This is a genomic window from Brenneria uluponensis (assembly GCF_032395385.1).
In the GTDB taxonomy this organism is placed as follows: Bacteria; Pseudomonadota; Gammaproteobacteria; order Enterobacterales; family Enterobacteriaceae; genus Prodigiosinella; species Prodigiosinella aquatilis.
The window spans coordinates 285,605-298,659 of record NZ_CP135917.1 but is presented as its reverse complement, the minus strand read 5'-3'; the positions used below and the strand labels follow the sequence as shown (position 1 = coordinate 298,659).

Below are 13,055 nucleotides of genomic sequence, written 5' to 3'. Positions count from 1 at the left end.
GATTACCCTGATAATGGGCATTATACCGGCGGCAGATCAAACAGTAGAATTTCACTGTCTTCGCCAGCGTGGATAGAGAGTGCGGTTTCATCCTTGATGGCCAACGCATCACTGGTGGTCGCCTGATGACCGTTAATTTCAATCGTACCGCGTACCACCTGAATCCAGATCTGGCGTCCCGCCTGAATCTGATAGACAGACTGTTCCTGTGATTTTAGTGGCCAACGCCACAGCGTCATATCCTGGAAAATTTTAAGGGAACCATCACGAGCATCTGGCGACAGCACTAACTGTCGCCCCTGTGGAGCATCAAAACGCCGCTGTTCATAGCGCGGTGTCAGACCGGTTTTTTCCGGAATAATCCAGATCTGGTACAGATGCAGCAACGTATCCTGACTGGCGTTATATTCCGAATGACGGATGCCGGTACCGGCGCTCATAATCTGGAATTCGCCAGTGTGAATCTGTTCTTTGTTACCCATGCTATCCTGATGCTCAACCGTTCCTTCCAGCACATAGGTCAGAATTTCCATATCCCGGTGAGGATGGGTGCCAAAACCCTGTCCGGCATCAATCCGATCTTCATTGATCACTCTCAGTGCGGAAAATCCCATAAAGTCAGGGTCGTAATAATCCGCAAACGAAAAGGTGTGCCAGCTATCCAACCAGCCGTGATTGGCATGTCCACGTTGATGGGCTTTGCGTAAATAAATCATGATCCGTTCCTCCCGATGTTTGTTTTAGTCTAGCGGCAGGAAGAGAATAAGAAAGCGTAAAAAACTCAACGCTCTGTTCAAAAAATACGAACAGGAAATTTTAGGAAACGTAAATTCCAAAAAATAAAGAAGCAAAAAAAAAAGCCAGCACTTGGCTGGCTAAAAAAGACTGGAAGCAATGTGAGCAATGTCGTGCCTTCACAGTAAAACCGCGATGTGTCGCAAGGACATTATCATCAGGCTTTCCCGGAACGCGCACTAATAATAATCATTATCATTCGCATCTGTAAAGCATTTTTTTTACTCACTCTGAATTTACACGACGGACTCCGGTGCCAACGCCCTCGCCAGCAAACTAAACGGATGTTCACAGGCTTTACTGGTCGACATCTCTATCTGCCATTTACAGGTTTCACAGTCGGTAATCACCAAATCGGCCCCACTCTCTTCTATCTGGCGAAATAACGACGCGCCAATGCCCTGCGCCGTGGTGTAATTTTCCTTCTTGAAACCATAGGTGCCGGCGATGCCGCAGCACTGGGAATCAAGCACGATCAGTTCAAGATCAGGGATGCGCCGTAACAGCTCCAGCGTATAGGCGGTCCAGCCCATTCGCTCCAGATGACATGGCGTATGATAGACCACTCGCAACGGTAAACTACGCAATGGTAGTTCACGCCCCTGGTCCAGCAACCGGTAAACATAGCGGGTTGCCAGTTCAATACCATCACGCACTTGATGATTATCGATACCTAACAGATGTGGATATTCATCCCGCAGCGTAAAAGTACAGCTTGAGGAGGTTGCCACTACTGGAATTGAGCGGGTATTAATGGCTTCATCCAGAGATGTCAGATTAATGTTGGCTTGTTTGCGCGCCTGATCGAGAAAACCATTGGCAATCAACGCCACACCGCAGCATTTTTCTTTCGTCAGCAGTTGTACGCCAATCCCCATGGCGTTGAAAATGCGGATGAGATCCTTACCTAACTGAGGATGGTTGTAATTAACGTAACAACCGTGGAAATAGGCGACCTGCTCACTGTACTGACGCTGCGTCTCTGCCTGTTGACGATACCACCGACGGAACGTGCCAAAAGAGTACTTCGGTAACTGGCGGCGATGGTCGATCTTCAGCACTTTATCCAGCAACTGACGCACCGGTTTCAGCGCAGTAGCGGTATTTACCAGTGGGGCAAAGGGAGTAGCAAGACTACCCATCACGTCGGTATGGCTCAGGATGGCATCACGCAGCGTTGGCTTATGCTCGCTGTAACTGGCTTTGGCGCGCTGAATAATGTCGCCGATTTTCACTTCCGACGGGCAAGCAACTTCGCAACGCTTACAGTTGGTGCAGTATTTCAGCGCTTCGTCATATAGCGCCGGATCCTTGCGACGCAAACGTTCGCCATCCGGCCCAGCCTGCTTTGGTCCCGGATAAAGTGGATTAACCCGTGAGACCGGACAATACGTGGTGCAAACGGTGCATTTGATGCAATTCTCAAAACTGTTATCCGTCAGGCTCATTGCTTATCCTCCATCAGCACGGCATCGGCGACATATAAGGCGCTAAGTATTGATACTCCCGCACCGCACCCTTGCTGTAATGGATCAAATCCCTGTAGAACCGCGCCGATGGCATACAGGTTAGGTTGAGTCTGTCCCTTGATGTAGGGATGAAGTTGGTTGTCAGTAATGACACCAAATTGCAGATACGGCTGAACCGCAAAGACATTCGACTGGCTCCAGTCTTCGCGTTGGGCATGGAAATAAACATCCAGCCCGAACACCGGCTCGGAAACCTGGTCAAATTCCGCCACCAGCCCGTTACTGAAAAAGCTACCGCTGGCCAGTACGACCCGTCGGGCATGCAGTGGAATATCACCGTGATTATGGGTATAAATCGCCACATCCTGCGGCAGTTGTACCGAACCCAATACTCGGTCACCGGGCATGAACATCCCCCCCAACAGGCGAAAACGGCTCAGCAGCGCATGATATAAACGCAGTCCTAACAGTGATGGAGGTAATGTTGGCAGTAGCCCGACCGGTTTACCCAACGCTCTACGCAGTTGCTCCAGCGGTGCAGAGGATTCCAGGCCGACGCAAGCAGGCAGGATAACGGCATCATTGTCATGCGAGAGCCGCATCAACTCTTCTGTTAGCCCCACCAGACTTGCTGGCTGGTCCAGCACACGAGCAAGGTTTACCGCTCGAAACTCACTGGGGTTTTGTCGCAGCCGATCCAGAACCGGTAATTTCAGATCGCCGCTGTGAGCGGCGATGCCTTGTGCCTGTAGCTCGCCAGCAACCATGCGAGACTGAAAATCAAGAAACCCGTCAATTCCCGCCACTAGTGGATTACGCCATTCTGGTGTCCCCGCCAAACCACGCGTAACGCTATCTGCCGGGCTTAACCAGCATGGGCGCCATTTTCCCAATGGTGTCATGCGCTGATGGTTGTCCGAACCTTCACCTCGCAACCATAAACCGCTGCGTGACAGCAATGCTTCTGCCTCGGGAATCAATTGCGTTACGCAGGACTTTCCCATCAACGTGTAAGGATGCTGTGGCGCCTGTTCAGCTAACGCGGCCAACGCATCGACGGGTTGCATGACAGCAGTACCGTCCGGCAAAGCTGACAGTAGATCCAGAGAACCAGAGGAGAAATGCAATGCACTCTGTCCGGCACTGACGATGGCACATCGTTTCCCCTGCTCCTGTAAACGGATACCGCAGGTTAATCCCGCCAGGCCACCACCGATAATTACCACGTCATAGCGCATCACTGTTCTCCTGACAATCACTGGCGGTCAAGCCGCATAATCCTTGATAAACCCAACTGGTAAATTCGCTTTCCCGCAGGGTATTACCCCAGGCAACCGGACGAACGCCTTTCCAACGCTCATTTAAAAACTGACTGAGTTGGGCTACCGATTGCTGTGGTGTGGATTGTCCCAGTTTGCACAACAGCTCCGCGGCGCGGCAGGCACACAATTCACCCTGACAGGTTCCCATCCCCACCCGTGTGCGGCGACGCAAGTCGATCAGGTTATTGACCTGTAGCGACTCCACTGCATAGCGCACTTCTCCCGCCGTTACCGCTTCGCACTCACAGACCAGACTGCTATCAACACGATCGCCGCTGACCACTTGTTCAGCGCGCCGTCCGTGACGATAAATCGCCGAACCACGCAAAGGAGCGGAGAGCGATGAGGCGGCCATCGGTTTATCGGATACCACCGCTTCGGAACCCGGCAATGGGCGGGAGGCGGTAGTACAGGCCACGGAGTGATTCAACTTTTCACAGACTTTATCCGTGACCCGCTCGGCCATCAGCCGGTACGTCATCAGCTTGCCGCCAGTGATGGTGATAAAACCTTCCAGCCCGTCGCGACTGGCGTGATCGAGCAGAACGATGCCGCGACTCACACTGCGACCGGTAGGGTCGTTGTCATTGGCCACCAGCGGACGAACGCCAGCATAAGCACGCAGAATTCGGGTTTTCGCCAGTTGCGGCGCCAGTTTGCTACCTTCACGCATCAGCGTTTCCACTTCAGCGGGCGTCACGATCATGTTGTCTATCTGATCGTAATCGATATGTGTAGATGTCGTACCAATCAAGGAAATGGTGTCACCGGGTACCAGGATGTCGGCATCCGCTGGTTTGCGGCAGCGGTTGATCACCATATTGTTGATGCGATGACCAAGGATTAACAGCGCCCCTTTCGCCGGGAACATACGTACCCGTAAGTCAGCATATTCCGCAATGTGCTGTCCCCAAATACCAGCAGCGTTTACCACCATCCGGGCATGGATTTCTGACTGAATCCCTTTTTTATGGTCGAAAACGCGCACACCGGTGATCCGATCCCCCTGCCGAATCAAGCCGATGACTTCATGGTAGGTCAGGACTTCCGCACCATGTTCACACGCATCAATCATATTTGCCGTCGTCAGGCGAAAAGGATCGATAGTACCGTCCGGCACCCGTACCGCGCCCGTCAATGATGGATTGGCAGCGGGTTCCAGTCTCAGAGCCTCTTTCGGGTCGATAGCCTGGGCATTGATCCCGGCCTGCTGGCAACACGCGATAAACTGCGACTGATACGCCAGATCGTCCTCCGGTAGCGTCAGAAACAGGCCGTCAGTAGGCTCGACACAATGACGGGCAATACGGCGCAGGATACGATTTTCTTCAATACACTCGCGGGAGGATTCTCCGTCCGTCACCGCATAGCGTGAACCACTGTGCAGCAGGCCATGGTTACGACCTGTCGCGCCAGTCGCAATGTCATAACGCTCCAGCAGAAGACAACGTAATCCGCGTAAAGCACAGTCGCGTGCGGTTCCTGCCCCCGTTGCGCCACCACCGATGATAATGACATCCGTTTCACGATAGGACCCGTTGTTTCCCATAACCGCCTCACTTCATCTTGATCATTCCATTATTCATTTGGGCATAAAAACAACCCATAATGTTTGATAAAGAACAAAATCGAGCAATAAACGAAAAATAAAAATCCCAACGTGGTTAATTTTATGACTTATGTCACTTATTGACGAATAAATATCATCTTACTTTTGTTAAATACAGCACAAAATATCACTAATATTCATAAAAGTGTAACAATTGCGCGATAACTCACACCGGAACGCAAGCGTATTCGATACCCTTTATGAGCGTTATAGAACAAACATTAACACTTTACCTCATCAGGGGGATTTTATGCTGAGTATCTTTAAACCAGCAATGCACCGTCCACGCGTCACAGAGGATCAGATAGATCCACACTACCGTCGTCTGCGCTGGCAAATTTTTCTGGGAATCTTTTTTGGTTATGCGGCTTACTATCTGGTAAGAAAAAACTTTACGCTGGCAATGCCCTATCTGATTGAACAGGGTTTTTCCCGTGGCGATCTGGGTTTTGCATTATCCGGTATTTCCATCGCCTACGGTTTTTCCAAATTCATCATGGGCTCGGTATCTGACCGCTCCAACCCACGCGTATTCCTGCCAGCCGGGTTAATTCTGGCCGCTTCGGTAATGCTGTTCATGGGTTTCGTCCCTTGGGCGACCTCCAGCATTATGAGTATGTTTGTCTTGCTGTTTCTGTGCGGTTGGTTCCAGGGCATGGGATGGCCACCGTGCGGACGGACCATGGTGCACTGGTGGTCGCAGAAAGAACGCGGTAGCGTGGTTTCTGTCTGGAACTGCGCCCATAACGTGGGTGGCGGACTTCCGCCGCTGCTGTTTCTGCTGGGGATGTTCTGGTTCAATGACTGGAAAGCGGCGCTGTATATGCCGGCACTGGCGGCTATTTTGTTAGCGCTGTTTGCCTTCTTTATGATGCGGGATACACCGCAGTCCTGTGGTCTGCCACCGATTGAAGAGTATAAAGACGATTACCCGCCAGATTATGACGAAAAAACCGAACAGGAACTGACGGCCAAAGAAATCTTCATGAAGTATATTTTCCCCAACAAGCTGTTGTGGTGCATCGCAATAGCGAACGTATTTGTTTATCTGCTGCGCTACGGCATTCTCGACTGGTCACCGACCTATTTGAAAGAAGTGAAGCACTTCGCACTGGATAAATCGTCCTGGGCCTACTTCATGTACGAATATGCAGGGATTCCCGGTACATTGCTGTGTGGCTGGATGTCGGACAACGTGTTCAAGGGCAACCGCGGCGCAACCGGCGTGTTCTTCATGATGCTGGTCACTATCGCCACCGTTGTATATTGGCTGAACCCAGCCGGCAATCCGGGGATTGACATGGCTTGCATGATCATCATCGGCTTCCTGATTTATGGACCGGTCATGCTGATAGGTCTACATGCACTGGAACTGGCACCGAAAAAAGCCGCCGGTACCGCTGCCGGGTTTACCGGACTGTTTGGCTATCTGGGTGGTTCGGTCGCGGCCAGCGCTATTGTCGGTTATACCGTTGATTTCTTCGGCTGGAACGGAGGATTCATGGTGATGATCGGCGGCAGTGTGCTGGCGATACTATTGCTTTCACTGACCATGATCCAAGAAAGAAAGCATAAAGAAAAAATAGAAAAATTCGCTTAACTCTGTCATTCAGGGTGTTCCCTACCGGGAACGCCCTTAGTATTGCCATCCCTGCACTTATTCGCCCGTTCAACACTTACTTCAGGAACATACGACGCAGATATTTGGGCACTGCATCATCAATATTAGTGCCGATCACTTCTCGATCAGGCAGTAAATCTTTCAGCCGCTGATGGGCGTTTGCCATTATGCACCCCTTGCCCGCCATCGACAGCATTTCATAATCATTCATACCGTCGCCGAACGCGATGCAATCCTTGATAGTAAAACCGATGGTTTTCGCCACCTGTTCCAGCGCATGACCTTTGGAAACACCACCGGCCATCACTTCCAGACAGCTCAATGTGGAAAAACTGACATTGACCCGATCACCCCAGCGCGCGTTGAGCGCATCTTCCAGCGGCAGTAACTTATTGTGATCCTCGCAGGTAAAAAAGACTTTACCCACGCCATCAGTTCCCAACACATCAGGATCAAAAATTTTGTATTTGAACACCGACTCCCGGAAAAAACGCTCCTCTTCCGGACGCGGACGGCTAATAAACCAGTCATCATGACGATAAATATGGGTCATGATATCCGGGCGGTGAAATATCATGCCGTACAGCTCCTGTGCAATGTCACTGTCCAGATTGTGACTGAAGATCAACTCACCGTCCGAATTATGTACACGGGCGCCGTTTGACGTAATCATAAACGCAGTGATCGCCAGATTATCGCGGATTTGCGCCACATCCATATGGTGACGCCCAGTGGCAAAAACAAAATAAGTGCCCCGTTCTGTCAATAATTGGAGTGTTTCTTTGGCATAGGGCGATAGGGTGTGATCGGGGGATAGCAGAGTGCCATCCAGGTCGGAAGCGACAATAGGGTACATAAGGGTAAATCTAACCTCCGCTGGTGCAGGGCGGCTCCGCCGCTCAACAGCATTTAACGATAATATTCAAAATATTCAAAAATCAACCTGAAGGCCTCAGCCCGCATCGTATCTTTTTCAAACAGGATTTCATGGCGAGCGCCGTTAATTACCCGAGGTACACTACCCGCGCTGGGATGTCCGGCCTCAGCTAACGCCTGGCAGAAAACATCCTGACTGTGATTATCCACCACTCGATCTTCTTCTGCCTGCAACAACAGCAATGGTGTGGTGATGTCCACTGCCTGTGACAATAACTGTTCCCCCGCCATTAGCGCCTCTCGCACCCAGTGATACGTTGGCCCTCCGACCCGTAAATCGGGATCATCGGCGTAAAACCGTACACTACGCTGATAACGTTCATAGCTGTGCGTCAAAATATTCACCAGAAATGGAAGCGCCTGCCACTGCCGGGTGCCGATGGCATAGTAGTCCCGCACCGCCGGATGACGTTCCCCCCAGTTCAGAAAACGCCAGGCCAGCCAATGAGGCACGGGCAGGTGAATACCGCACATCGGCGCACAAAGCACTGCCGCATCAAATGCCTGTGGCTGACGCGCCAGAAACTGTGACAGAATGGTGCCGCCCATGGAATGAGATAGCGCAAAACGGCGGACATAGCGTCCAGAGGCAACCTGTTGCTGCCAGAACGTCGCCACGTCATCGACATAATCACCGAACCGCAACACATGGCCACGATGACGGTCTTTCAATAACCGGCCAGAGCGGCCCTGCCCGCGATGATCCATCATCATGACATCATAACCGCACTGAAACAGGTCGTAGGCCACTTCATTATATTTAATGTAGCTCTCTGTCCGGCCAGAGAAGATCACGACCAGATGCTGGTGCGCTGCTGAGGTAAAACGCACAAAGCGGATCGGTACATTGTCGACACCAATAAATTCACCCTCTTCACGCTGCCGCCAGAAGTCCAGCAACGGCCCGGTGGCAAATGCGGCAAACTGCGCTTCCCTTTTCAGTAGACGATCCAGATACTGGCTCATCATTCCCCTCACAATTAACCATCGTGGTCATAAGGCAACTTTGGGAGCTATAGCACAATAATCGGCATTGGCGTATTGTGGCACAAAAAGCGGCAATCAGGGAGCCTTCGCCAATGACCTTCGACTGGTGGTTAACTTACTTTATCACGACACTGGTTCTAAGCCTTTCACCCGGTTCCGGCGCTATCAATACCATGAGTACCGGCATCAGCCACGGCTACCGTGGCGCGTCAGCTTCCATTGCCGGGCTACAGGTTGGACTGATTATTCATATTATGCTCGTGGGCATTGGCCTCGGCGCGCTGCTGTCCCAATCGGTGATGGCGTTTGATGTTTTAAAATGGGTAGGTGCCGCCTATCTGATTTGGCTCGGCATCCAGCAATGGCGCAGTGCCGGAGCGCTTGACCTGAATACGCTGGCTAACACAATGCCACGCCGTAAACTGTTCAAGCGTGCCATACTGGTTAACCTCACCAACCCGAAAAGCATTGTGTTTCTCGCCGCGCTGTTCCCACAATTTATCATTCCGCATCAACCTCAGGCGGCGCAATACCTGGTACTGGGTGTAACCACCGTCGTTGTGGACATTGTGGTAATGATTGGCTATGCCTCGCTGGCGACACGGATTGCCGTATGGCTGAAAGGACCGCGCCAGATGCAGCGTCTGAATCGGATTTTTGGCTCAATGTTTATGCTGGTAGGAACGCTGCTTGCTTCCGCTCACAAGTCGTGAGCACATAATACGCTTCTCTATTGACTCAACCCCAACACCTTGAAAGGAGAGCGATCATCCGTGTCTCATTGCGACTAGTTATCCTCGTCGTCAAGATGATCGCCAATTAATGTCATGAATGGCATGCCAAAACGCTCCAGTTTACGATGCCCAACGCCATTAATGGTCAGCAGTTCATTGGCCGTTACTGGCATGATTTCTGCCATTTCCAACAACGTGGCGTCACTGAACACCACATACGGCGGAATATTGGCATCATCTGCGATGGATTTTCGCAATTTCCGCAGCTTGGCAAACAGTTTGCGATCATAGTTGCCGCCGTAAGATTTTTGACTGGCGCGCGGCTTCAGGTTAATCATGCGAGGCACCGCCAGTTGCAACGATACTTCGCCCCGCAAGACAGGCCTCGCCGGTTCAGTTAACTGCAATGCCGAATGCTGAGTAATATTTTGGTTGAGCAATCCCAAATGAATAAGCTGTCGCAGAATGCTAACCCATTGCTCTTGCGTCTTATCACGGCCAATGCCATACACCGGCAGTTTGTCATGCCCAAACTCACGGATACGCTGATTATTAGCACCACGCAGAACTTCTGCGATATACCCCATCCCGAAGCGTTGCCCGACACGATAGACACAGGATAACGCCTTTTGTGCATCCACCAACCCATCATAACGTTTGGGAGGATCGAGGCAAATATCGCAGTTGCCACAAGGCTGCTGGCGACCTTCACCAAAGTAGTTAAGCAATACCAGACGGCGACAAGTCTGCGATTCGGCGAATGCGCCCATGGCGTTTAGCTTGTGCCGCTCAATATCCAGTTGCGCCCCCGCCGGTTTCTCTTCCAGACAACGGCGCAACCAGGCCATATCAGCCGGATCATAAAACAACGCGGCTTCGGCTGGCAGACCATCCCGCCCAGCCCGTCCGGTTTCCTGATAATAGGATTCGATATTGCGTGGAATATCGAAGTGCACCACAAACCGCACGTTAGGTTTGTTGATGCCCATACCAAATGCCACCGTCGCCACTACCACCTGCAAGTCGTCACGCAGAAACGCGTCCTGTACCTGCGCCCGACAATTATTATCCAGACCAGCATGATACGCCGCGACACTCAGACCCCGATTCTGCAACCGGGCGCTGATATCTTCCACTTTGGCACGGCTGTTACAGTAAATAATGCCGCTTTTGCCACGCTGACCTTGTACAAACAGCCATAGTTGGTCGAGCGGCTTAAATTTCTCAACCAGTGTATAGCGGATATTGGGCCGGTCAAAACTACTAACATGGATAAGCGGATCCGGTAAATCCAGCAGCCGGATGATATCCCGCCGCGTGGTTTCGTCGGCGGTAGCGGTCAGAGCCACAATCGGTAATGAAGGGAAACGTTGCTTAATCTGGCCCAGTGCCCGATATTCCGGCCGGAAATCATGTCCCCACTGAGAAATACAGTGTGCTTCATCAACCGCAATCAATGAGAGATTCCAGTAAGTGAGATGTTCGAGAAAACTGTCGGTAGTTAGGCGCTCAGGGGCAATGTACAGCAGTTTAATCTGACCATTACGGCAACCTGTCATCACCTCCAGTTGCTGCTCCCTGGTCTGGGTAGAATTGAGGCAGGCGGCAGCTACACCGTAAGCCTGCAGTTGATCCACCTGATCTTTCATCAGAGAAATCAACGGCGACACCACCAGCGTCAAGCCATCCATCACCAATGCGGGAATTTGATAGCACAGGGATTTACCACCGCCAGTGGGCATGATAACCAGACAATCCTGTCCGCCGATAACAGCGTTGATGATCCCTTGTTGACCCGGACGGAATTGCTGGTAGCCGAAGGTCTCGCGCAGTACCTGTACTGCCAGCGCTTCTTTATTCAATACTTCTGCCGTAGACACGCCTTCCCCGACTTTAATAAAGACAAACAGGCGTTATTTTCAGCGCCGTTTGATAAAACTGCAATGATTGTCTGCATGTACTGATCTCGCCGCTCGCGGCTCTTCTCTCTCAGCGAAAGGAAACGGTAATAACTCAGAGCATGTCGTTGAGTATGATCCCGATACCGAAACGTGTCTGACGATAATTGTAGTCAATTAACGACTCGCCATACCCACTAAATACCTTGGTATAGAAGCGGACATGTTTGGTAAGCGGATAACTCCAACTCACGTCACCCCCCCCATAGCCACTGTTCCAGTTATAGCGACCTTCCGCACTGAAAATGCTATCACCCCAGACATAACCAATTCGCAAACGATAATGTCCCATATAGTGAATGATATTCGGGTTGTCATCATCGCTGTCAGTAAGACGGATCCAGGGTTTCACCTCCACCTGCCAGTTATTATGTTGAGCCATCAGTCGGGCATATACCCGATTCCAACTGCGTGAGGTGGGATCTGCGCGACCATTAGACTGATGATTTACCCCAAATTCCACATCCCGTAGTGTCCAGCCGGCAAAAGTGTCATCCACTGCCCAGCCTAAAAACAGTTGCGGCTCATAATTGGTTTCCCGAAACGGCGTCGACTCGCTTTTATTGGACATCTGCCACCAGGAGCGCTGTGTATAGGAAGCACCCAGCAGAGAATTATCCCCCGCAATACCGCGCCACAACGGAAAACCAAGACTAATCTGGAAGTTCACTTCGTCTTTGCGAGCATGATTGGCCCACTTATAGCTTTGAATAGACTGTTTATTGATATCGCTGGTGTATGTATAAAGCGCGTAATTACTTTCATAAGGATAAAGAACGAAAGGACTATCATGTTCCTGTAGCAGGCCAGCAATAATACTACCGCGGACCGCGGGATCATCATGAATCTTCTGTACTTTTGCTTCCTCCGCCTGGGCATTTGCTGCCAGCAGTAGCCCCATCACAATCCCCATTCGTTTACGCATGGGTGTTTTCCCCCGACTGATAATGATGATATCCCGTAAATTCAGAGCGATATTGTACACAGATAAACCGTCGGTGAATCACTATCCTGCCAGTTATTAGCTTTTTCCGGAAAGCGACAAAATGCACCACAAAACAAACAAATAATTAACTTTTTGTTATCATTATTCTCTGACCTCAACCTATTATTTATTCATGCCAACAAAACCACAGGAAAAACATCATGCCAGATGTGTTGTTAAGTCAGGATATTGTTCGCCAGCGTGTCAGTGATATCTTTATTTATCAAATGCCTTTCAATCAGGCACTGGGACTAGAGTTGCTTGAGTTTGCCCAGGATCACGCCACACTCACTTTCGCCCGTCAGGACAAAATGATAGGCAACGTTTTGCAGCAAATCTTGCATGGCGGCGTGATTGCTGCCGGGCTGGATGTTGCGGCCGGGCTGGTATGCGTGGGGAATACCCTGCTGCGCCATGAAACCATCAATGAAGCGGAATTTCATCACCGCTTGTCGCGCATGGGCACGATTGACATGCGTGTGGATTATCTGCGTCCTGGTCGTGGTGAGCGCTTCATCATTACCAGTCACTTACTGCGTGGAGGCAATAAAATTGCGGTTGCACGCGCTGAACTCCACAATGAGCAACAGTTACATATCGCTAGCGCCACTGCGACGTATATTGTTGGCTAGTAGCGAT

At 51.0% G+C, this 13,055-nt stretch carries 11 protein-coding genes; 3 read left to right on the top strand and 8 right to left on the bottom strand.

Features of this window, described 5'->3' with window-relative positions:
- Positions 1-20: 20 nt before the first annotated feature.
- From RS889_RS01420 to glpA, 4 genes are all read right to left on the bottom strand, one after another.
- The gene (locus tag RS889_RS01420) at positions 21-716 is read right to left on the bottom strand and encodes a pirin family protein (protein WP_021013454.1); all 696 of its coding nucleotides are present in this window, start codon (positions 714-716) and stop codon (positions 21-23) included.
- 315 nt (positions 717-1,031) lie between these two features.
- The gene (gene glpC, locus RS889_RS01415) at positions 1,032-2,243 is read right to left on the bottom strand and encodes an anaerobic glycerol-3-phosphate dehydrogenase subunit GlpC (protein WP_021013455.1); all 1,212 of its coding nucleotides are present in this window, start codon (positions 2,241-2,243) and stop codon (positions 1,032-1,034) included.
- Positions 2,240-3,502 carry a glycerol-3-phosphate dehydrogenase subunit GlpB gene (gene glpB / locus RS889_RS01410; RefSeq protein WP_315709081.1) on the bottom strand — a complete coding sequence of 421 codons (1,263 nt, stop codon included), beginning with the start codon at positions 3,500-3,502 and terminating at the stop codon, positions 2,240-2,242. Before glpB ends, glpC begins: the two co-directional genes overlap by 4 nt.
- Positions 3,492-5,135: an anaerobic glycerol-3-phosphate dehydrogenase subunit A gene (gene glpA / locus RS889_RS01405; protein WP_315709080.1), complete on the bottom strand. Its 1,644-nt coding sequence runs from the start codon at positions 5,133-5,135 to the stop codon at positions 3,492-3,494. Before glpA ends, glpB begins: the two co-directional genes overlap by 11 nt.
- Before the next feature lie 310 nt (positions 5,136-5,445).
- Here glpA and glpT point away from each other — a divergent pair, with 310 nt between their 5' ends.
- The gene (gene glpT, locus RS889_RS01400; protein ID WP_021013458.1) at positions 5,446-6,795 is read left to right on the top strand and encodes a glycerol-3-phosphate transporter; all 1,350 of its coding nucleotides are present in this window, start codon (positions 5,446-5,448) and stop codon (positions 6,793-6,795) included.
- A 76-nt stretch (positions 6,796-6,871) separates the two neighbouring features.
- On the opposite strand, the gene yigL is transcribed toward glpT, so the two are convergent.
- Together yigL and pldB are read right to left on the bottom strand one after the other, a co-directional pair.
- Complete coding sequence (gene yigL / locus RS889_RS01395; RefSeq protein ID WP_021013459.1) at positions 6,872-7,672, bottom strand: sugar/pyridoxal phosphate phosphatase YigL; 801 nt, start codon at positions 7,670-7,672, stop codon at positions 6,872-6,874.
- A gap of 53 nt (positions 7,673-7,725) precedes the next feature.
- Entirely contained in the window at positions 7,726-8,718 is a 993-nt protein-coding gene (gene pldB, locus RS889_RS01390) for a lysophospholipase L2 (protein WP_315710867.1), read from the bottom strand.
- A gap of 113 nt (positions 8,719-8,831) precedes the next feature.
- Between pldB and rhtB the strand changes: the two genes are divergently transcribed.
- Positions 8,832-9,452, top strand: coding sequence for a homoserine/homoserine lactone efflux protein (rhtB, locus tag RS889_RS01385; protein WP_315709079.1), 621 nt, complete (start codon positions 8,832-8,834; stop codon positions 9,450-9,452).
- Positions 9,453-9,526: 74 nt separating this feature from the next.
- Here the strand turns inward: rhtB and recQ are convergent, their stop codons facing one another.
- Both recQ and pldA read right to left on the bottom strand, forming a co-directional pair.
- On the bottom strand, positions 9,527-11,353 hold the full coding sequence (gene recQ, locus RS889_RS01380) for an ATP-dependent DNA helicase RecQ (RefSeq protein ID WP_315709078.1): 1,827 nt from the start codon (positions 11,351-11,353) through the stop codon (positions 9,527-9,529).
- Between the two features lie 133 nt (positions 11,354-11,486).
- Positions 11,487-12,356 carry a phospholipase A gene (gene pldA, locus RS889_RS01375; RefSeq protein WP_021013463.1) on the bottom strand — a complete coding sequence of 290 codons (870 nt, stop codon included), beginning with the start codon at positions 12,354-12,356 and terminating at the stop codon, positions 11,487-11,489.
- Between the two features lie 221 nt (positions 12,357-12,577).
- On the opposite strand from pldA, the gene RS889_RS01370 reads away from it, so the two are divergent.
- On the top strand, positions 12,578-13,048 hold the full coding sequence (locus RS889_RS01370; RefSeq protein ID WP_290180855.1) for a thioesterase family protein: 471 nt from the start codon (positions 12,578-12,580) through the stop codon (positions 13,046-13,048).
- Positions 13,049-13,055: the final 7 nt, after the last annotated feature.

What these genes read in the sequence shown, in the direction of transcription:
- glpT (WP_021013458.1), top strand. Translation starts at nt 5,446, where the DNA reads ATGCTGAGTATCTTTAAACCAGCAATGCACCGTCCACGCGTCACAGAG.
- glpC (WP_021013455.1), bottom strand. Translation starts at nt 2,243, where the DNA reads ATGAGCCTGACGGATAACAGTTTTGAGAATTGCATCAAATGCACCGTT.
- glpA (WP_315709080.1), bottom strand. Translation starts at nt 5,135, where the DNA reads ATGGGAAACAACGGGTCCTATCGTGAAACGGATGTCATTATCATCGGT.
- rhtB (WP_315709079.1), top strand. Translation starts at nt 8,832, where the DNA reads ATGACCTTCGACTGGTGGTTAACTTACTTTATCACGACACTGGTTCTA.
- RS889_RS01420 (WP_021013454.1), bottom strand. Translation starts at nt 716, where the DNA reads ATGATTTATTTACGCAAAGCCCATCAACGTGGACATGCCAATCACGGC.
- pldA (WP_021013463.1), bottom strand. Translation starts at nt 12,356, where the DNA reads ATGCGTAAACGAATGGGGATTGTGATGGGGCTACTGCTGGCAGCAAAT.
- yigL (WP_021013459.1), bottom strand. Translation starts at nt 7,672, where the DNA reads ATGTACCCTATTGTCGCTTCCGACCTGGATGGCACTCTGCTATCCCCC.
- pldB (WP_315710867.1), bottom strand. Translation starts at nt 8,718, where the DNA reads ATGAGCCAGTATCTGGATCGTCTACTGAAAAGGGAAGCGCAGTTTGCC.
- RS889_RS01370 (WP_290180855.1), top strand. Translation starts at nt 12,578, where the DNA reads ATGCCAGATGTGTTGTTAAGTCAGGATATTGTTCGCCAGCGTGTCAGT.
- glpB (WP_315709081.1), bottom strand. Translation starts at nt 3,502, where the DNA reads ATGCGCTATGACGTGGTAATTATCGGTGGTGGCCTGGCGGGATTAACC.